At 64.9% G+C, this 19451-nt stretch carries 22 protein-coding genes and 1 pseudogene; 16 read left to right on the top strand and 7 right to left on the bottom strand.

Annotation, left to right across the window (positions count from 1 at the left end; genetic code table 11):
- The coding region (locus BMX96_RS19770) for a hypothetical protein (protein WP_214606877.1) at positions 1–275 on the top strand (275 nt) is incomplete at its 5' end.
- 479 nt (positions 276–754) lie between these two features.
- On the opposite strand, the pseudogene BMX96_RS18515 reads toward BMX96_RS19770, so the two are convergent.
- Positions 755–1186: pseudogene (locus BMX96_RS18515) on the bottom strand (L,D-transpeptidase); the annotation flags it as partial.
- Between BMX96_RS18515 and BMX96_RS18520 the strand changes: the two are divergent.
- Both BMX96_RS18520 and BMX96_RS18525 read left to right on the top strand, forming a co-directional pair.
- Positions 1114–1593, top strand: coding sequence for a DsbA family protein (locus tag BMX96_RS18520; RefSeq protein ID WP_091846838.1), 480 nt, complete (start codon positions 1114–1116; stop codon positions 1591–1593). The pseudogene BMX96_RS18515 and the gene BMX96_RS18520 sit on opposite strands and share 73 nt — an antisense overlap.
- Positions 1587–3713: a protein-disulfide reductase DsbD family protein gene (locus tag BMX96_RS18525; RefSeq protein WP_091846839.1), complete on the top strand. Its 2127-nt coding sequence runs from the start codon at positions 1587–1589 to the stop codon at positions 3711–3713. The genes BMX96_RS18520 and BMX96_RS18525 overlap by 7 nt, the downstream gene beginning before the upstream one ends.
- Positions 3714–3816: 103 nt before the next feature.
- Here BMX96_RS18525 and BMX96_RS18530 read toward each other — a convergent pair whose 3' ends face one another.
- Genes BMX96_RS18530 through BMX96_RS18540 form a run of 3 tightly spaced genes read right to left on the bottom strand, consistent with a single transcriptional unit; the run spans position 3817 to position 6276 of the window.
- Positions 3817–4134, bottom strand: coding sequence for an SHOCT domain-containing protein (locus BMX96_RS18530; protein WP_236737143.1), 318 nt, complete (start codon positions 4132–4134; stop codon positions 3817–3819).
- Position 4135: 1 nt separating this feature from the next.
- On the bottom strand, positions 4136–5542 hold the full coding sequence (locus BMX96_RS18535; protein ID WP_091846840.1) for an ATP-binding protein: 1407 nt from the start codon (positions 5540–5542) through the stop codon (positions 4136–4138).
- Positions 5543–5553: 11 nt separating this feature from the next.
- Positions 5554–6276, bottom strand: a complete 723-nt coding sequence (locus BMX96_RS18540; RefSeq protein ID WP_091846841.1) for a response regulator — start codon at positions 6274–6276, stop codon at positions 5554–5556.
- 170 nt (positions 6277–6446) lie between these two features.
- Here BMX96_RS18540 and BMX96_RS18545 point away from each other — a divergent pair, with 170 nt between their 5' ends.
- From BMX96_RS18545 to BMX96_RS18565, 5 genes are all read left to right on the top strand, one after another.
- On the top strand, positions 6447–7061 hold the full coding sequence (locus tag BMX96_RS18545) for an EF-hand domain-containing protein (protein ID WP_236737144.1): 615 nt from the start codon (positions 6447–6449) through the stop codon (positions 7059–7061).
- Between the two features lie 75 nt (positions 7062–7136).
- On the top strand, positions 7137–7523 hold the full coding sequence (locus BMX96_RS18550; protein ID WP_091846843.1) for a DUF302 domain-containing protein: 387 nt from the start codon (positions 7137–7139) through the stop codon (positions 7521–7523).
- A gap of 8 nt (positions 7524–7531) precedes the next feature.
- Positions 7532–7963 carry an ion channel gene (locus tag BMX96_RS18555; RefSeq protein WP_091846844.1) on the top strand — a complete coding sequence of 144 codons (432 nt, stop codon included), beginning with the start codon at positions 7532–7534 and terminating at the stop codon, positions 7961–7963.
- Entirely contained in the window at positions 7963–8688 is a 726-nt protein-coding gene (locus BMX96_RS18560) for a TVP38/TMEM64 family protein (RefSeq protein WP_091846845.1), read from the top strand. The genes BMX96_RS18555 and BMX96_RS18560 overlap by 1 nt, the downstream gene beginning before the upstream one ends.
- Positions 8685–10037, top strand: coding sequence for an APC family permease (locus BMX96_RS18565; protein WP_091846846.1), 1353 nt, complete (start codon positions 8685–8687; stop codon positions 10035–10037). The genes BMX96_RS18560 and BMX96_RS18565 overlap by 4 nt, the downstream gene beginning before the upstream one ends.
- Before the next feature lie 51 nt (positions 10038–10088).
- Here the strand turns inward: BMX96_RS18565 and BMX96_RS18570 are convergent, their stop codons facing one another.
- Entirely contained in the window at positions 10089–11333 is a 1245-nt protein-coding gene (locus BMX96_RS18570; protein WP_091846847.1) for a PQQ-dependent sugar dehydrogenase, read from the bottom strand.
- A gap of 163 nt (positions 11334–11496) precedes the next feature.
- On the opposite strand from BMX96_RS18570, the gene BMX96_RS18575 reads away from it, so the two are divergent.
- Positions 11497–13833: a heavy metal translocating P-type ATPase gene (locus BMX96_RS18575; protein ID WP_091846848.1), complete on the top strand. Its 2337-nt coding sequence runs from the start codon at positions 11497–11499 to the stop codon at positions 13831–13833.
- A 69-nt stretch (positions 13834–13902) separates the two neighbouring features.
- The gene (locus tag BMX96_RS18580; RefSeq protein ID WP_091846849.1) at positions 13903–14199 is read left to right on the top strand and encodes a DUF411 domain-containing protein; all 297 of its coding nucleotides are present in this window, start codon (positions 13903–13905) and stop codon (positions 14197–14199) included.
- Positions 14200–14228: 29 nt separating this feature from the next.
- On the opposite strand, the gene BMX96_RS18585 is transcribed toward BMX96_RS18580, so the two are convergent.
- A complete protein-coding gene (locus BMX96_RS18585; protein WP_236737145.1) occupies positions 14229–14579 on the bottom strand; it encodes a hypothetical protein in 351 nt (116 codons plus the stop codon).
- A gap of 129 nt (positions 14580–14708) precedes the next feature.
- Here BMX96_RS18585 and BMX96_RS18590 point away from each other — a divergent pair, with 129 nt between their 5' ends.
- The gene (locus tag BMX96_RS18590; protein ID WP_091846850.1) at positions 14709–14909 is read left to right on the top strand and encodes a hypothetical protein; all 201 of its coding nucleotides are present in this window, start codon (positions 14709–14711) and stop codon (positions 14907–14909) included.
- 11 nt (positions 14910–14920) lie between these two features.
- On the opposite strand, the gene BMX96_RS18595 is transcribed toward BMX96_RS18590, so the two are convergent.
- Complete coding sequence (locus tag BMX96_RS18595) at positions 14921–16435, bottom strand: DNA cytosine methyltransferase (protein ID WP_091846851.1); 1515 nt, start codon at positions 16433–16435, stop codon at positions 14921–14923.
- Positions 16436–16492: 57 nt separating this feature from the next.
- Here BMX96_RS18595 and BMX96_RS18600 point away from each other — a divergent pair, with 57 nt between their 5' ends.
- The 5 genes from BMX96_RS18600 (at position 16493) to BMX96_RS18615 (ending at position 19411) form a co-directional block, all read left to right on the top strand.
- The gene (locus BMX96_RS18600) at positions 16493–16990 is read left to right on the top strand and encodes a very short patch repair endonuclease (protein ID WP_091846852.1); all 498 of its coding nucleotides are present in this window, start codon (positions 16493–16495) and stop codon (positions 16988–16990) included.
- A 632-nt stretch (positions 16991–17622) separates the two neighbouring features.
- The gene (locus BMX96_RS20000) at positions 17623–17781 is read left to right on the top strand and encodes a hypothetical protein (RefSeq protein ID WP_236737146.1); all 159 of its coding nucleotides are present in this window, start codon (positions 17623–17625) and stop codon (positions 17779–17781) included.
- The gene (locus BMX96_RS18605; RefSeq protein ID WP_269085894.1) at positions 17782–18357 is read left to right on the top strand and encodes an alcohol dehydrogenase catalytic domain-containing protein; all 576 of its coding nucleotides are present in this window, start codon (positions 17782–17784) and stop codon (positions 18355–18357) included.
- 109 nt (positions 18358–18466) lie between these two features.
- Positions 18467–19078 carry an antibiotic biosynthesis monooxygenase family protein gene (locus BMX96_RS18610; RefSeq protein WP_091846853.1) on the top strand — a complete coding sequence of 204 codons (612 nt, stop codon included), beginning with the start codon at positions 18467–18469 and terminating at the stop codon, positions 19076–19078.
- 69 nt (positions 19079–19147) lie between these two features.
- Positions 19148–19411, top strand: coding sequence for a transposase (locus BMX96_RS18615; RefSeq protein ID WP_269085895.1), 264 nt, complete (start codon positions 19148–19150; stop codon positions 19409–19411).
- Positions 19412–19451: the final 40 nt, after the last annotated feature.

Genomic DNA, 19451 nt, shown 5'->3' on the forward strand with positions numbered 1-19451 from the left:
CCTGGCGGTTGCCGCCGCCGGTTGGGTGGGTGTCAGTTCACCCGGAGATTACGCCGCCCTCGAATTTCCACCACCTCCGCGACACGACCACGCTGGTAAGCGCAATTCCTCTCTACGTCTCCGTGCTCGAGGGCTGGCTCACGCAGGGCCGATCAGTTGTGGACCGACGTTCTCGCGGAATTGCTGTATTCTTGTCGCTCTTACTGTTCGGTTCAGTCGTCGTGCTCTTGACCGGCATCGCCTATTTTGTGTCCGCGCTACAATCATCCAGCTGATGCGATGACGCGGGCACGTGGAGGATCCGGCCACGCATGACGCAAAATTCATGCCATCGTTGCTGTCCAAGGCCGGGATGGTCACTCTAGGAATAATGCAGCAATCAACTGGCAGGGGGGCAGTCCACATGAAGTGGAGACATCTGGCGCAAGTAGGTCTTGTATTGGTCCTTGGCGCCTGTTCGCCGTCACTCGATCGGTCAGGCGGCGGTACGGAACGGACCCCGATACCAGTGCCCGAAGCCGTCATTCAGATCGCGGCCCCTTACCAGGATCTCACGACTGCCCGCCTTCGCGCAGAGGACGGATGCTACTGGTATCTCCACTCGGGGCCCGTCGAGACGGCTCTGCTTCCGCTCCGGACGATGGAAGGGCGCCCAATCTGTACGGCATCCAGCCCAGCAGTTTCCGGCTGACACTGGTCGGCGATGGCACGGCCCAATGGGTTCACAACCGCTACCGACCTTCGATTCTGGAGCTCAACTTCGTGCGCTGACGTAGTCTTCGGGCGGATGCAGGTACGCCGTCACGTCATTTTCGACCTGCGGATAGAGCGAGATCATATGGGCATTCACCATCCGTACACAGCCAGAACTCGCGCGGCCCCCAATCGAGCGCGGCTCCGGCGAGCCATGGATGCGCAGATAGGTGTCGCGATCGCCGACGAAGAGATACAAGGCCCGAGAACCAAGTGGATTGTCGGGCCCAGGTTCCATTCCGTCTTGCACGTCTGCGTATAGTTCCGGATCGCGCTCGATCATGGAGCGCGTCGGTGTCCAGTGTGGCCACCGAACCTTGCGCCGGATCGTGTAGGTGCCGGGCTCGTACAGATTGCCGCGTGCGATGGCCACGCCATAGCGCATGGCCGTACGGCCTCCCTGAATGTGATAGAGGTAGCGGGCAATCCGATCTTGCCGAAGAACGCGACAGTGATGTCAGGATTTCCTGGCACGAGCTGCCGCTCCTCGGCGAAGGGTCCGACCGGGCGGCGAAAGCGGCGCTGGCAGCCAGGCGACAGGGCGCCTACGTCGCGTTTCAGGAAGCGCTGTGGACGACGCCGTTCCAGCCGACGCGCGACTATCTGCTTCGGCTGTCGGACAGTATCGGAATAGATGGCAACCGTCTGATCGAAGACATGCAGAGCGAAGAGATCGTCGGCGAACTCATGGTCAGCAAGGCCCTCGCGCGGACTTTCGGTTTCATCGGGACACCGGCAATGGTCGTCGGCGGAACGGTCATTCAGGGTGAGATCACGGAGGGCGTATTGCGCCGACTGGTCGAGATCGAACGCGAGGAAGGCTGGCGTAGGATATGCTGAACCGATCGCCCCAGAAGGGCGTGGCCGCGGTCCTCCTGAGCGCGCTGTTTCTCGTCACCTGGGCGGCGGCGGTTCCGGCCGCAACCTCGGAACAGGCAACGACACCAGCGGTCAGCGCGCAGCTCATCACGGCCGAAAACGGCATCGCGCCCGGTTCCGGCACGATTTCCGCGGGGCTGGCGCTGGACCTTGGCGAAGGCTGGAAGACCTACTGGCGCACACCCGGCGAGGTGGGCTTCCCGCCCGAGATCGACTGGGCCGGGTCGCGCAACGTGGCCGAGGTCGAATTCCAATGGCCCGCCCCCGAGCGCTTCACGGCCTTCGGCATCGAGAATTTCGGCTATCTGGACGAGGTCGTCTTCCCGCTGCGCATCGCGCTGGAACAGCCCGGCCAGCCTGCGCATCTGTCCGCCGCGGTGACGTTGCTGGCATGTTCCGATATCTGCGTGCCGCAGGATTTCACCCTGACGCTGGACCTGCCCCGAGGCGCGTCGATCGATGCCGAAAGCGCCGCGCGCATCGCCGATTTCGCGAGCCGCGTGCCCCTCGGGGCGGAGGCCGGGGGCATCCGCTCCGCCGCCGCGCATGTCGATGACGAGGCAACCGCTCTGACCGTGACGTTGCGGCGTTCCTCGCCCTTCCGGACGCCGGACGTGTTCCCGGAACTGGGAGAATACGCCTCCTTCGGCCCCCCCGACATCAGGCTGGGCGAGGAGGGCCGCCTGCTCTGGGCGCGCCTGCCCATCCTTTCACCGCCCGCCGACCCGACCGCGACGCCGTCGCTCGCCGCGACCGATACCGGGGGCTGGGCCGTGACCGTGACGCCGGACAGGCTGGCCGCGGCACCATCGCCGCCCTACACGGAAGCACGCGCCGCCGCGTCGATGTCCGGCATGGTCTGGGTCGCGCTGACGGCCTTCCTGGGCGGGTTGATCCTGAACGTCATGCCCTGCGTGCTGCCGGTGCTCTCGATCAAGCTGTCCTCTGCGATGAAGCTGGACGGCGCCGGCAGCGCGCGCGTGCGGCGGGGATTCCTCGCCTCGGCCGCGGGGATCGTGGCCTTCATGTGGGGCCTCGCCGCAGTCCTCTTCGCGTTGCGGCAGGCGGGTGTCACCATCGGCTGGGGCCTGCAGTTCCAGAACCCGGTCTTCCTCGCGCTGATGATCGGCATCCTTGCCATCTTTGCCGCAAACCTCGCCGGCGCCTTCGAGATCGTCCTGCCCGCCGGTATGCAAACCCGGCTTGCCAGGGTCGGGAGTGCGGGGGGGCATGTGGGCGATTTCCTGACCGGGGCCTTCGCCGCGGTGCTGGCCACGCCGTGCTCGGCGCCCTTTCTCGGGACAGCCATCGCCTTCGCGCTGGCCGGGCGCGGCACCGACATCGCGCTTGTCTTCACCTTCCTCGGGCTGGGTCTTGCCGCCCCCTACCTTCTGGTAGCCGCCCGCCCGGGCCTGGTCCGCCACCTGCCGAGGCCGGGGCGGTGGATGATCGCGCTGCGCGTCGTGCTGGGCCTTCTTCTGGCGGTCACCGCGGCCTGGCTTGTCTGGGTGCTGCGGGGCGTGGCCGGCACCCCCGCGATGCTCGCGGTCGTCGGGATGACGGCGGGCCTGGTCCTGCTGCTGTCGCTGCCGAAGCTCCGGGGCCCGATCCGCGCGGGGCTCGCACTGCCTCTCCTGGGGCTCATGCTCTTCGGGGCGGGGTATCTGGCCGACGCATCGGCGCCCCGCGCGCCTGGCGCGCAGATGACCGACTGGTTGCCCTTCGACCGCGCCGCGATCGCGCGCCGCGTCTCGACGGGCGAAGTCGTGTTCGTGGATGTCACCGCCGACTGGTGCCTGACCTGCAAGGCGAACAAGGCGCTCGTGCTCGACCGCGACCCCGTCGTCTCGGCGCTTGCGGCGGAGGGCGTCACCCCCATGCAGGCCGACTGGACCCGGCCCGATCCGGCGATTTCGCGCTATCTGGAAGGCTTCGAGCGCTACGGTATCCCGTTCAACGCGGCCTATGGCCCGGCTGCGCCGGACGGCATCGTTCTGCCGGAACTGCTGACGACGGACGCGGTCATGGCCGCGCTCGACGATGCCGCCGGGGAAGGGCGGGACATCGCCGAACGGCCCTGACTGCACGCCCCCCCGCGCCCGTTCGATGCCGCCGCGGCGGCGGTTCATCGCATCGGCCGCGGCCCGGTCCCGCAGCGGCGGGCGCGGCCCGGGCGCGGGTGCCTCACTTTTCCAGCGCCTTGCGCCGCCGGTCGAACTCTTCCTCGTCGATCTCGCCCGAAGCGAAGCGTTCGCGCAGGATCTCGAGCGCATCTCGGCGGTTTCCGCCCGGCCCGCGATTGTCGGACATCCATTTCACGCCGAAAACGATCAGGGCGATGACGATACCCCAGAACAGGATCATCATGAGCCCGCCGAAAACGCCGTATCCGCCACCCCACATCATGTGACCATATCCTTCCTGCCAGTTGTCCCCGGGGTCCGCGGCGGCCAGTGTCGGCGCCGCAAGAGCGATGATTGCCCAGATTGCCGTTCGTTTCATTTCAGGTCTCCTTCTGCTTCGTCTGATTGTCGACCGGTGCGTCCTCCGCCAGCGGGATGAAGATCGAAGCCTTCAACCCGCCTTCGGCACGGTTTTGGAGCCGGATGTCGCCGCCGTGTCCGCGCACGATCGCCCGCGCGATGGCAAGGCCCAGCCCGTGGCCCCCGGTTTCGAGCGAGCGGGACGCTTCCAGCCGGTGGAACGGCGCGAAGACCTCTTCGAGCTCTTCCGGCGGGATTCCGGGGCCATGATCGGTTACCTCGATCACCAGATCGTCGCCCGCGCGGTGCCAGCCGACCGCGGCGCCGCCCCCGTAGCGTGTGGCGTTCTCGACCAGGTTGCGAACGGCCCTGCGCAGGGCGAGCGGGCGGATGCGCGCCGTCATATGCGGGCCGCCGGTCAGATCGAACGGCGTGGCCCTGTCGCCTGCCAGCGTCTCCAGCCAGTCGGGCATGTCGACGACCTCGGAGGCTTCGCGCCCCGCCAGCCCCTCGGCAAAGTCGAGCGTGGCCTCGGCCATCGTCTGCATCTCGTCGATGGAGGCGATCAGGCTTTCGCGGGTCTGCTCGTCCTCGACGAGTTCGGCATCGAAGCGCATCGCGGTGAGGGGCGATCGCAGGTCATGGCTGACCGCGGCGAGAATGCGGGTGCGATCCGCGACGAAGCGCGTCAGCCGTTCCTGCATGCGATTGAACGCGCGGGTGAGGTCCCGGACCTCGTCGGGGCCGGCGACCGGCAGCGGCGCGCCCGCATCGCCCCGCCCCAGATCCTCGGCGGCGCGCGACAGGTCCCGAAGGGGCCCGGTCAGGCGGGTCATCACGAACCAGAACACCGCGACGAGGATGAGCGCAGCCGTCAGTCCGAAGGCGAGGAAGGAAGACAGGGGCCATTGCAATGGCGGGCGTTCGAACCGCGTGGCGACGTTCAGCCACTGGCCGCCGAAAAGCGCGATGGACAGGCTCATCTCGACGGCCTGCATCCGACCACGCATCATCTCTTGATGCATCTGGGCCATTTGCGGGGACAGGTTCGGGATCGGATGGAGAGGAACGGCGGTTTCTCTAAGGTTGACCCGGATGTCGCGACTGAAGCCGTCGCCAAGCAATGCCCGGACGCGCGTTTCGATGTAGGCTGCGTGATGATGGTCGGGCGCGGTGACGCTCGGGGCGGGCGCAAGGTCGAACCGCACGAGTGGCGAATTCGCCGCCCGCACGATAGACGCGGAAAGATCGGGAGGCGCTTCTTCCAGCAGGCGCACGACATTGGCGGCGCGCCCCGCCGCCTCGAAGCCTAGTGCAGCGCGGACGGCCAGGCTGCGCTCGTCCGCGAAGAGCCACAAGCTCACAGCCTGCGCGATGGCCAATGCCCCGAGGATGAGGATCACGAGCTGCGCGCGCAGGCTTCCCATCCGCGGCCCGGTCACGCGATCACCTCGACATCCGCGTTCAGACTGTAGCCGTGGCTTCGAACGGTGGTGATGAGCGTCGGGCGCAACGGATCCGCCTCGATCTTGCGCCGCAGCCGGCTGATCTGGTTGTCGATCGTGCGATCAAGCGGACCCGCCGGCCGCCCCGCCGTGAGATCGAGAAGCTGCTCACGGCTCAGAACCGTGCGCGGACGCGCCAGAAGGACCGTCAACAGCCGAAAATCCGCCGTCGTCAGTTGCACGCGATTGCCGTCCCGGTCGGTCAGGACATGGGAATCGGTATCGAGCGTCAGCCCGCCGAACCGCAGGAGGCGGCCCGAAAGCGTTCCGGCCTCGCTCCGCTCCTCGGGTGCGCGGCGCAGGACCGCCTTGATCCGTGCGAGAAGCTCACGGGGGTTGAACGGTTTCGGCAGGTAGTCGTCCGCGCCGATCTCCAGACCGACGATCCGGTCCTGATCCTGCCCGAGGGCCGTGAGCATGATGATGGGAAGCCGTTTCTCGGCCGACAGGCGCTTGCAGATCGAAAGCCCGTCCTCGCCCGGCATCATGACGTCGAGCACCATAAGGTCGAAGTGACCCTTCCCGAGCTTCTCGTCCATGTCCCGGGCATCCTTGGCCGCCGTCGCCCTCATGCCATTGCGTTCCAGGAATCGCGTGACCGAGTCCCGTATCTGGCGGTGATCGTCGACGACGAGGATATGCGGCAAGCTGTTCATCCTTATCATTTGGCAGTGTGGCGACACAGGGTCAGCACCGCGATTGTAATGCTTTGTATCAGGCACCCGCGTTGCGACGAACGGATACAAAATCGGAAATGACGCAGCCTTGGCGTTCTTTATTGTTTTCCCATGTCGGTCAGGCGTTTTACACGAGAAAGGATACAGACATGAAAACTGGAGCGAAACTCGCGGCGGCTACCGCCATTCTGATGTCTCTGGGCGGTGCCACCCTGGCCGCGGGCGATCATGGCCAAGGTGCTCCGGGAGCGCAGGGTCCGAGGGCCGGCAATCATGACATGATGCAGGTGATGATGCGGATGCACGCGCAGATGATGGGCGGCATGGGCATGATGGGGCCCGGTGGCCCCATGTCGGGCATGGGCCAGGGCATGGGCATGATGGGCGGCGGCCCGTCGCTCATGGGCATGGCTATGGAGCGGTTCGACACCGATGGCGATGGCACGGTGGCATCGCAGGAAACCCGCGAAGGGCTGCAGGCTTTGCTGACGGAATATGACGCCGATGGCGACGAGGCCCTGTCGCTCGCCGAATTCGAGACGCTCCATAGCGCACTCATTCGCGAAACCATGGTGGACCGCTTCCAGTTCCTCGACGCCGATGGAGACGGCGCGGTGTCGGTGGCAGAGATCGTCAAGCCGGCTGACATGATGGAGCGCATGGAGACGATGCGCGACGGCATGATGCCCGGACCGAACGGCGGTATGCAGGGCGACGGCGGCATGATGGGGACACCGGGCCAGGGTCGGATGGGCAATAACTGAGCCCGCCTTACTGCCCCTCTTTGCCCGGTCCCGCATCCTGCGGGGCCGGGCCTCAACCATGAAAGGATAGACAGAATGGCATATACGCACGACCGCATGATGGCGGGCACCAGCATCGACGACGCGGAAGCCCGCGTGCGCGCGGCGCTGACGGAGGCAGGCTTCGGCGTTCTGACCGAGATCGACGTCAAGGCAACGATGAAGAAGAAGATCGACAAGGACATGGATGGCCACAGAATCCTCGGCGCCTGCAATCCGAACATGGCTTGGGAAGCCATGGGCCTCGAGCCGCGGATCGGCGCGATGCTGCCATGCAACGTGATCTTGCGCTCCGTCGATGGTGGCACCGAAGTGAGCGCCATCGATCCGGTCGCATCGATGCAGGCGGTGGACAATGCCGAGTTGCACAAGGTCGCCGGGCAGGTCCGCGACATGCTCGTTCGCGCAGTGGATGCGGCTTGACGGCGTAGATGGGAGCGCTTTCGACATATGTCGCCGGGTTCGCCCTGACCGCGGCCTTTGGCGTCGCACACCATTTCGCCCTCGCGGGCATTCTGAGGATCGCGCCTCACCACGGGCAGCATCCGAAATCGGGGGTCGTCGTCACTTTCGTGTCGCTGCTGGCGCTGCACACGGCCGAGTTCACCGCCCTTGCGGCCGTGAACCACTGGCTGCTTGGAGCGGTCTTTCCCGACGCGTTCGAGGCGCCGCCGGCGTTCGCCGACACTCTCTACCTCACCGGCATCGCCTTCACGACGCTGGGCTACGCATCGCTCGAGGCCAGCGGCGGCTTCCGCATGCTTCTTCTGTTCCAGTCGCTCCTCGGCTTCATGCTTCTCACCTGGTCGGCGACCTTCCTGTTCTCGGCCTGCCAGAAGACTTGGCAGCAGGAAGAAGACTGATGGAAGATGCACGGCATCGCGACCCCAACCTACGACCGCGCTGGCAGGCCGTCGCGGCATGGGCGGCGGCCGCGCTCGTTCTTGCACTCATCGCGGCGTTCGCCCTGGGCTGGGATCCGGTCGCCCTGGACCGCAGCCGGATCGAGCGCTGGGTCGCCGAAGCCGGCGCTTGGGGACCGCTGGCGATCGTCGCGCTGATGACGGTAGCGGTCGTCGCAAGCCCTATCCCGAGCGCCCCCATCGCGCTCGCCTCCGGAGCGGCCTACGGGCACTATGCCGGCACGCTCTATGTCGCCGTCGGGTCGGAAATCGGCGCCGGCATCGCGTTCCTGATCGCGCGCGGCGCCGGACGCGGGGCCGTCCAGCGATGGCTCGGCGACCGGGCGGAGTACGGCCTGCTGGGATCGCAGAACGCCCTGACGCTCACCGTCTTCGTCAGCCGCCTCCTGCCCTTCGTCTCCTTCGACGCGATGAGCTACGCCGCCGGGCTGAGCTGCCTGCATTTCTGGCGCTTCGCGCTGGCCACCATCGCCGGTATCCTGCCTGCGAGCTTCGTGCTCGCGCATTTCGGCAGCGTGGCCATGGAGGGCGATTTCGGAAGCGGCGAGTGGATCGCGATCGGTCTCGGGCTGTTGACTGGGCTGCCTCTCTTGCTGCTTGCCCTTCGGCATAGTGGCCCTTGGAACACGCCGGACGACAGCCCCACGAAAGCACACCGACCATGAGTTCCGACTACAAACAGAACAGCCTCAGCCTGACCGATGCCGTCGCCATGGGCACCGGCGTGATGATCGGGGCCGGCATCCTGGCGCTGACCGGTCAGATCGCCGAGCTTGCCGGCCCCTGGTTTCCGATGGCGTTCGTCGCGGGCGGCGTGGTGACCGGGTTCAGCGCCTATACCTACGTCAAGATGTCCAACGCATGGCCCTCCGCCGGCGGGATCGGCATGATCCTGAAGAAGGCCTATGGGCCGACGACGGTTGCCGCGGGCGCGGCGCTCCTGATGGCGCTGTCGATGGTCATCAACGAAAGCCTCGTCGCGCGGACCTTCGCCACCTACTTCATGCGCGGTCTCGGGATGGAGCCGGAGGGCTGGCTCGTTCCCGCCATCGGCGTCGGCCTCATCGTCGTCGCCTATCTCGTCAACGCCTCCGGCAACCGCTCGGTCGGGCTCCTGTCGCAGATCATGGCGGTCCTCAAGGTCGGCGGGATCGCGCTGTTTGGCATCGCGGCGCTCTGGGCGGGTGGCTTCTCCTTCGAGGCGACCGGCAGCGCCGAGACAGGACTCGGCGGCTTTGTCGCCTCGCTGGCGCTTGCAATCCTCGCCTTCAAGGGCTTCACGACGATCACCAATTCCGGCGCCGAGATTACCGACCCGCACCGCAACGTCGGCCGCGCCATCGTCATCTCGATCGCGATCTGCGCCGCGGTTTACCTGCTGGTGGCCTTCGCCGTGGGCGCCAGCCTGCCGCTCGGACGGATCGTGGAGGCGAAGGACTACGCGCTGGCCGAGGCGGCGGAGCCCGCGCTCGGCCGGATCGGCTTCTACCTCACCGTGGCGCTGGCCCTGGTGGCGACGGCCTCGGGCGTGATCGCGAGCATCTTCGCCGTGTCGCGGATGCTGGCGATGCTGACCGACATGAAGATGATCCCGCACAGCCATTTCGGGATGCCCGGCACCATCCTTGACCATACCCTTGTCTACACGGTCGTGATCGCCGGTGCGCTGACAATCTTCTTCGATCTCAGCCGCATCGCCTCGCTCGGCGCGTTCTTCTACCTCGTGATGGACATGCTGATTCACTGGGGCGTCTGGCGACACCTCAGGGAGGAGATCGGCGCACGCGGCTGGGTCCTTCTCACGGCCATCGGGCTCGACGCCATCGTGCTCGGGGCCTTCACGGTGATGAAATGGCAAAGCGACCCGACGATCGTCCTGATCGCCCTTGCCGGCATGGCAACCGTGTTCGGCTTCGAGCACGTCTTTCTGAGGCGCAACCCGCCCGCGGACGACCCCCATGATCACGGCCAAGCCACTGGGCGCGGCGGCGCCCGGGATGAACAAGCCCCATAAAAGGACGCGGCCGGGGGCGCTGGATCACGAAGCCGGAATTCACCAAACCCTTCAGTCGGGCGCCGTGACGTGGATGATCGAGCCGTTCTCGAAATCGGTCAGGAACACGATCGAGCCGTCGGCCAGCACGTCCACGTCGCGCACCCGGCCCTGGTTGCGCAAGAGACGCTCCTCCTCGACGACGTAGCCATCCTCGCCGAAGACGATCCGCACCAGCCCGCTGGGATAGAGCGAGCCGATCATCAGATCGCCCTCCCATTCGGGGAACATCTCGCCGGTGACGAAGGTGGCGCCGCCGGGCGCGATCACCGGGTCCCAGAAGTAGAGCGGCTGCTCCATCCCCTCCATCGACGCCTGGCCGGTGCCGACCAGTTCACCGGAATACTGCTCGCCGTAGGAGACGAGCGGCCAACCGTAGTTCGCGCCCGGCGCGGGCTTGTTGATCTCGTCGCCGCCCGCGGGGCCGTGCTCGAGCACGAAGAGGCTGCCGTCGGGGGCGAGGTCGGCGCCCTGCATGTTGCGGTGGCCCAGCGACCAGATCGCGTCGTCGCCCTCCCGGCCCACGAAGGGATTGTCCTCGGGGATCGAGCCGTCGAGGTTGACGCGGATGACCTTGCCGTAGGTGCGGTCCAGATCCTGCGCGTAGTCGCGATATTCCTCGGTGAAATGCTCGCCCGTGGTGATGAACACCGTGCCGTCGCCGGGGAAGACCAGCCGCGAGCCGTAATGCATCGCCGCGTCCGAGGGGGGCGACTGGACCCAGATGTCCTCGACGTTCCTGAGCTCGGTCATGTCGTCGCTCAGCGTGCCGCGGGCGGCCGCCGTGGCCGACATGCCGTCGCCCATCGGCTTGGAATAGGTGAAATAGACCATCCGGTTCTCGGCGAAGTCCGGCCCCGCCTTGACGTCGAGCAGCCCCGCCTGCGTGGCCCAGCCGGTCTCGGGCGCGGCATTGTAGACCTCCGGCACGCCCGCGATGGGGTCGTGCACGGTGCCGTCGGCGGTGACGTGTCGCAGGTGGCCGGGCCGTTCGGTCACCAGGAACGAGCCGTCGGGCAACTGGTCGATGCCCCAGGGATGAACCAGTCCGCCGGCCAGGAGCTCGGTCGAGGTCGAGGCGCTGCCCTCGACCAGGTCGGCGCGGAACTGCGCGTCGAAGGCCGGCGCGAAGTCGGTGTTGCGGTTGCCGCGGGTGAAGGTGACGTCGGTCTCGCCATGGCCGGGCGCGGCCGTGACGGGCGGCGCGGCCATGGTAACAAGCAGCGCGGCGAGGGTCGTCTGGCGTGTTCGTTGCATCGGGATGATCCTCCTGTTTCGTTTGTCGAGCAAAGCCTATTCGCGCGGAAACCTAGCCGTTGCGCTAAAGGTTCCCGAAGGATCGACGTGGGAAGGTTCGAGCTGACCCCTTGACCTTCCAATAACTGGAAACCCCATCTTACACCTGAAAGGGGATGTCCCGATGTCCGATCACGCTCGTCACCACCATAGCGACCCTGCACCCGGCGCGAAGACTGCGACGGATCCGGTCTGCGGCATGCAGGTCGAGATGCGCGAGGACGCGAGGCATCGCGAGTACGGAGCCGAGACGTACTGGTTCTGCTCCGAGAACTGCGAACTGACCTTCGAGGCCGACCCGCATTTCTATGCCTCGGGCAATGCGGCGAAGAAGGCGCCCGCCGCGCGCGCCGACGCGGTCTGGACCTGTCCGATGCATCCCGAGATCGTCCGCGACGAACCGGGAAGCTGCCCGATCTGCGGCATGGCGCTGGAGCCGGTGGTGCCGTCGTCGGACGAGCCGAGCGAGGAACTGGTGGATTTCACCCGCAGGATGTGGGTGAGCGCATCCGCGGCCGTTCCGCTGATCATCCTGACGATGGGCGAGTGGATCGCGCTCGACGTCCGGTCCTGGCTCGGCCACCAGATCGCCGTCTATCTGGAATTCGTGCTGGCCACGCCGATCATCCTCTGGGCGGCCGTGCCGTTCTTCAAGCGCGGCTGGGATTCGATCAGGACCATGAACCCGAACATGTGGACGCTGATCACCATCGGCGTCATCGCGGCCTATGTCTACTCGCTCGTCGCGACCTTCGCGCCGGGGCTTTTCCCCGAGGAGTACCGCATGGGCGAGGCCGTCGGCACCTACTACGAGGCCGCCGTGGTGATCGTCGCGCTGGTCTTTGTCGGCCAGGTGCTGGAACTGCGCGCCCGGGAACGCACCGGCGACGCAATCCGCGCGCTGCTGGACCTCGCCCCAAAGACGGCGCGGCGCATTCTTCCGAACGGCGACGAATACGACGCACCGCTGGAGAACATCGTCGAGGGCGATCTTCTGCGCGTGCGCCCGGGCGACAGCGTGCCGGTCGATGGCGAGGTGGTCGAGGGGCGATCCTCCGTCGACGAAAGCATGATCACCGGCGAGCCGGTGCCCGTCGAAAAAGTGCAGGGCGACCGCGTCACCGGCGGCACGATCAACAAGAACGGCACGCTGGCAATCCTTGCAACGCAGGTCGGCGCGGACACGGTACTGGCCCAGATCGTCGAGATGGTGGCCGGCGCCCGCCGCTCCCGCGCGCCGATCCAGGGGCTGGCGGACCGGGTGTCATCGGTCTTCGTGCCGGCCGTCGTGATCATCGCCATCGTGGCGTTCTTTTCCTGGCTCACCTTCGGCCCGGACCCGGCTCTGGCCTTCGCCGTTGCCTCCGCCGTTTCGGTCCTCATCATCGCCTGCCCCTGTGCGCTCGGGCTCGCCACGCCGATCTCGATCACAACCGCCGCGGGCCGGGGTGCGCAGGCGGGCGTGCTGATCAAGGACGCCGAAGCGCTGGAACGGATGGCGCGGGTCGATACGGTGATCGTGGACAAGACGGGCACGCTGACAGAAGGCAAGCCGAAGCTTACGGATGTCGTGGCGCAGGGCGGGCACGACGAGACCGGGGTTCTGTCGCTTGCCGCCGCGCTCGAGCGCGGCTCGGAGCATCCGCTCGCCGAGGCGATCGTCGAGGGCGCGCGCGCGCGCGGCGTCGCGGCGGGCCGCGCCGACGACTTCGACGCCCTTACCGGCAAGGGCGTTCGTGGCACGGTCGAGGGCCACGCCGTGGCGCTCGGCAACCGGGCCATGATGGCCGAGTTGGGTATTTCGACGGACGTCGCCGAGCAAGCAGCCGACAAACTGCGCGCCGAGGGCAAGACGGCAATGTTCGTCGCCGTCGGGGAGCGCCTCGCCGGGATCGTCGCCGTGGCCGACCCGATCAAGGAGACAACGGAAGGCGCGATCCGCGATCTGCATGCCCTGGGACTGACGGTGATCATGGCGACCGGCGACAACCAGAGAACGGCCGAAGCGGTCGCCCGGAAGCTCGGGATAGACGAAGTGCGTGCCGGTGTTCTTCCCGAAGACAAGAAAGCGCTCGTCGAGGAACTTCGGGCCAAGGGGGCCCGGATCGCGATGGCCGGCGACGGCGTGAACGACGCGCCGGCTCTCGCCGCCGCCGACGTGGGCATCGCCATGAGCACGGGCGCGGATGTCGCCGTCGAAAGCGCCGGCATCACCTTGATGCGCGGCGATCTGGTCGGGCTGGTGCGCGCCCGGAAACTCGCGAAAGGGACGCTGCGCAACATCAAGCAGAACCTGTTCTTCGCCTTCGCCTACAATGCGGCCGGCGTGCCGATCGCGGCCGGGATCCTCTATCCGTTCGTGGGCCTTCTGCTCTCGCCCATGATTGCGGCGGCGGCGATGAGCCTGTCGTCCGTGTCGGTCATCTCGAACGCGCTGCGGCTGCGGCGCTTGGACCTTTGAGGCGTCCCTCTGAAACGCCACACAACAAGAAGAAATCGGAACGAGGTTTTACGTCCCCGACATGAACTCGTGGACGCACGGAACGTCGGCCAGGGCGCTTTGTATGCGTTCAAGGCGCAGTCCGGGATCACGCCGGAATTTGCCTCCTGCGATACGTCGCTCGTTAACGGCTACGTCGTAGGAGGTCACGTGCACGTCGGCGACGTCGGGCGACCGCTGGCCGAGTGGCTCGGCGCTCTTGGCCTGACGGTTCCCGGCATGCCGATCGGCTCCCCAGGTATGGAGATGGGCAGTCAGCGTGACGCGTTCAACACACTGCTGCTGCTGCACTATGGCTCTACCAAGGTCTTCGAGCGACATGCCTGAACGAGACAGGTGAGGCCAGCGATGGCCGCTCAGCCGATCTTGTTGCCCCAGAAGGAGGTGTGGTCGGCGGCAAAATACCCGTCGGCGACGCGGAAATACCCCTGCAGCTCGACGGTATCGCCGGCCGTCAGCGGCACCATGGTCTGCAGCCAGATGGCGGTGGCGAGCGAGACATGGGTGGCGGAGATTTCGCCGAGGGAGCCGCGGACTTCGGTGGTGCCGTTCAGGACCAGCCGCCCGCGCATGCGGGCCGTGGCGCTGGCGTTGATCTTGTAGAGGAGCGTCGCGCCGAAGATGTAGGTGCCGTCGACGGGGGCTTGGCACCTACGGCGGCGGTCCAGTCGCGGACAGCCCGCGCGACGAACTCGGGGCCGTAGCACGTCGGGAAGAAGCGCTTTTGAGAGGTTATAGTCACGCGCGGAGCCTTCATATCGCGCAGCGGGTGGCCATAACCGGGTCTCAGGTATCAACAGTGGTTTTGCTGAACCACACCGCTGAGGAGACCGGCTATGACCGCCACTCATTCTATCCCTTCGACCGTCCTGGTCGCCATCGACATTTCCAAGCACCGCCAAGAAGTGCTCGTCGCTGTTCTGGGCAAGGTGCGCCGCCGTCGCATGACCATCACCAACACGTTGGAGGACTCCCGTCGGCTAGCGCGCTCAAAAAGCTCCAAGATGAAAGATTCTCACACGCGAGCCTCGAATTGACGAGCTGAGGTTCAAAGGGATTCGAATACAGGTAGCAGGGTGTCAGCAATCTGCCTTGCGAGAAATGGTGGCACTGCATTGCCAACCTGAACGAATTGCTCGGTGCGATTACCCATGAAGTGGTAGTTGTCGGGAAAGGTCTGTAGGCGCGCGCCTTCGCGCACCGTCAAACTACGACACTGCGTTGGATCGGGATGAATGAAGTAGTGCCCGTCCTTCGAGATGTGGCTTGTTACCGTGGAAGCCGGAGCTGTGCCGATCTGAACGCGGAACCTGTCGTTGAACTTGCCTGTCTTCCAGTTCTTGTGTTCTGGAGCCAAGATGTCCGGGAACTGGTGTGCCCGTGGGCTGACTCCCTCGGCCTTCGCGAAGCAGGCGGCATATAGATATCGCGCAAGATCAGACGGCATGTGTCCACGAGTTTCGTGCCCCGAGACACCGATGAGTTTCGGGTCGTCGAGAAACGCGGAAAGCTCCGGCTGCAGTTTCCTGGACAGGGGTTTTCTTGCGTGGCTCGAACGCCCCGTCTGCGAAGTCGTCAGAAGTCGTTCCTCGACCCGATCCAGTTCGTCCAGAAAACCGCTGAGGTTCTCGCCGGGATAGTCCCGGATGATCATACCGACTGTCTCCATGGCGTCGACCACCGCATCGTACCAAGCGTGCTCGTCATCGCGTCGGCTCAAGCCACTTCGCAGCCGCGGCAGGCCTGTAAGCATGTCTCTGACCGGAACCAAGGCGTTTCGCCGTTGAAGTCGCGGGGTGAAGTTACAGGCGACATCCGACCTGATCCCGACGATGATGACCCGGTGCCGTGCCTGTGGAATTCCGTGGTCCTCGGCGCGGATAACGAAGTCCTTTGGTTCGGGTTTTGCGTCTGAATGGACGCCGGCCGAAAGGGAAACGAGTCTGTAGCCCGAGCCAGCGCGCTCTAGGTCGGAAACCACCTGCTCGAAGATCGCCAACCCCTCGACAGAGGAGGAAAGCATACCCTTGACGTTCTCCATGACGAACACCGCAGGGTTCAACTCGTTCAGGACGCGGCAATACTCGCGGTAGAGGAAGTGCCGGTCGTCATCTTTCGGTCTGTAGTCCCGGATACCCGCATTTCTCGACCGACCGGCAAGAGAGTAGGCTTGGCAGGGAGGGCCGCCGATCAGGAGAGTACGATCACCGGCCAATCGCTTTGTCGCAGAAATCCTCTCGGAAAGAATGGCTGCAGTCTCCGGTTTTCCGAGCTCTGCGCATAGCGCTTCATTTTCGGCAGCGTTCCATTGTCGAGGGTACAGCACTTTCCAATCCGGGCATTCGTGCTTCCCGGCAATCCATGAATAGTAGTCGGGAGGGCATTCTTCAAATTGTCGCAAGAATGCGCGGAGTCTCAGTGTCTTGTGCGCAGCACGATCCTTCTCGATCGAGACGGCAATTTCATAGGCGCGCGACCCATCGCTCCCCCTGCAGGAGGAGAATCCTTCCCCGAGCCCTCCGGGGCCTGAAAACAGATCAAGTATTTGAACGGGTTTCGACACTTCACTGCTCCTGCCTCACCTCTTTCCAGGTTTTCACAGAAGTGGCAAGGAGAAGAGATGGTGGACATCGTCGATGCCGAGACCCGCTCACGCATGATGGCAGGGATCAAGGGAAAGAACACCAAGCCCGAGCTGGCTCTCAGGCAGGCATTGCACGCGCGCGGTTTCCGCTTCCGACTTCATTCGAAGAAGGTCCACGGGCGACCGGACCTCGTTCTGCCGAAGTATCGCGCCGTCGTCTTTGTGCACGGCTGCTTCTGGCATCGGCATGAGGGATGCCGCTACGCCACCACTCCCGCAACGCGCTCGGAGTTCTGGCAGGCCAAATTCGCGGCGAACGTTGCACGGGACAGCGCCGTTCGCGGAGCGCTGCTTGATGAAGGTTGGCGCGTGGCGACGATTTGGGAGTGTGCCCTGCGTAAGCCCGAACAGGTCTCTGTGGCCACTGACCTTCTTGCGGAATGGCTGGTGACTGTAGGTGACACGTTCAGACTTGGTGAAAACGAGGCTCTGGCACACATAAGAGAAGGTGAAGACGCCGGCTCTTCCCGCTGATTGATCCAGCGCAGCAAGGCTATGATCCGCCTGTTGAATGTTCGATCTGGGTTCCTTTTTCACGAACGCCACTGACATCGAAGTGTTTAGCTAGGGCGTCGGAAAAAACCTGAAATTTCTGAAAGTTACAAGCCATTCACCGAAACCGCGCAGTCATCAGGTCCGGAGAATATCGGCCCTGAGAGATCGCTTCCGGGCTTCCTGGCTCAGAGGTCAGTGCTCTGCCCCTCCCGCATAACCCTCGAAAACAACGGAAAAATCCGGCCGCAGCCGGATCGGGAGAACGCTTTCGCGGGGGCAAGTGGCGGAGACGAAGTCTTCATAAAGGCGAAGCCAAATACATGAAATTTAGGTAAAAAAATCATCAAGATCGTGCTTATACCACAGAACATACCTCAGGCAATTCCAGTATGTGGCCTGCCCCCCTGAAAAGTTCTCTAATCGCACTGGTCAAGGTTCCTCTTTCGGGTCTGCGCCTTCGCCGGGTTCAGGGTTCTCTCCGCAGTCGATCGCTCTCGGGTCGCTGCATGTTGGCGTCGGATGGTGAGTCGGCCGAAGTGGTCCTCGCGGTCATCTTCCCTGCGTTTTGTGGAGGTGCCGCGTTGATCCTGCCCCCGCGAGGAGATGAACCCATGAAGGCCGTATTGTTCGAGAAGTTCCAGGAGACCCCCAGGCTCGTCACCGTTCCCGACCCGACGCCCGAGCCGCATGGCGTTGTTCTCAAGGTCGAGGCGACCGGCGTGTGCCGCAGCGACTGGTACGGCTGGATGGGGCACGACAGCGACATCTAGCTGCCGCATGTCCCGGGCCACGAGCTGGCCGGGGTGGTCGAGGCCGTGGGCAAGGATGTGACCAATTGGAAGGTGGGCGACAAGGTCACCGTGTCGTTCATCTGCGGCTGCGGCAGTTGTTCCGAGTGCCACGCCGGGCACCAACAGGTCTGCCTGCACCAAGAACAGCCGGGCTTCACCCATTGGGGGTCCTTCGCCGAATACGTCGCCCTCCATCAGGCCGACCTGAACCTTGTGGCCTTGCCCGAGAGCATGGAGTTCGCCACTGCGGCCAGTCTCGGATGCCGGTTCGCGACCTCCTTCCGTGCTGTCATCGGCCAAGGCAGGGTCAGCGCAGGTCATTGGGTGGCGGTTCACGGCTATGGCGGTGTCGGACTGTCCGCGGTGATGATCGCTGCGGCTGCGGGGGCGAATGTCATCGGGGTGGACCTCGACCCAGCGAAGCTGGACCTGGCCCGGGAGCTTGGCGCGGTGGCGGTGATCGACGGCCGGGAGGCCGATGTGCCCGCGGCAATCAGGGACACCGCGCGAGGCGGCGCGCATGTCTCCCTCGATGCGCTCGGGCACAGGCTGTAGGACCCTTCTAGGTATGCCATGATTCAGGTCGCCTGAAGGACGGGGCGGCCCTGACCAAGTGATCCAATTGTTGTAAGTGCATCCCCGGCGGCTGTGCAGGTTGCATTTCATGAGTGAATCTAAGGGGAAGCGGATGCATTGCCTTTTCTTCGAAGTTCGGCCGAAGCTAGGTCACCTTGTTCACTACTTCGAACACGTCGAGCGATTACGGCCCGCTCTCTCGCAACATGAGGGCCTCGAGTACATCGAGCGCTTCACGTCTTTGACCGAGCCGGATCTCTTGCTGTCACACCAGCTGTGGCGGGATGAGGACGCCATCATTGCGTGGCGCAAGGATGTGCAACACCGCCAATCGCAAACCGCCGGACGGAAGGTCCACTTTGCCGACTACCGCATCCGCGTAGGGCGCCGGATCCTTCACTGGCGTGCCGCTGCGGAAAATGGCCCAGCTTTCTTCCGGGGCGATCCCGGCCGCAATGCTTCCTATGTTGTCGCCCTTTATGGCTCCAGCCTTGGGAGAAGAGCTGCGTATACGAGTTTCGAAAGCGTCACACGGAAGGGCAGACTGATTTCACTGTTCTCAACCACGGATCTCGAGACCGCAGAAGCGGCACTGACGGCTGCTATCAGCCGCAGAGGGTTGGACGAGGCAGCGGTCTTCTCCATCCACCGCGACTACGGAATGATGGAGCGAGCCCAAGCCCCAAGGCCAACGTTCTGACAGTGACAATCATGGCATCGTGATCGACCACATCCTCTGAAGGGACGGCGCTGGGGTCTTCTGGAGTGGATCGACCCCGAGACGACGAACCTGATGACCGATGGAAGCAAGAGCTACCGGGGTCTGGGACAGACGATGGCCGACCACCAGTATGTGATCCACAGCCAGAAAGAGTATGCCAACCCGGAGACCGGCGCTCACGTGAACACGGCCGAAGCAGTCATCTCCGAGGTGCAGCGCGCTCTGGTCGGAGTCTACCACAACCTCGACCGACAGCACCCGGTCGTGTCGCGGAGGTGGTGGAAATTCGAGGGCGGCGTAATCTCCGGGTGAACTGACACCCACCCAACCGGCGGCGGCAACCGCCAGGGAG

Origin of the sequence: Palleronia pelagia, assembly GCF_900110115.1 — a bacterium.
Lineage (GTDB): Bacteria > Pseudomonadota > Alphaproteobacteria > Rhodobacterales > Rhodobacteraceae > Palleronia > Palleronia pelagia.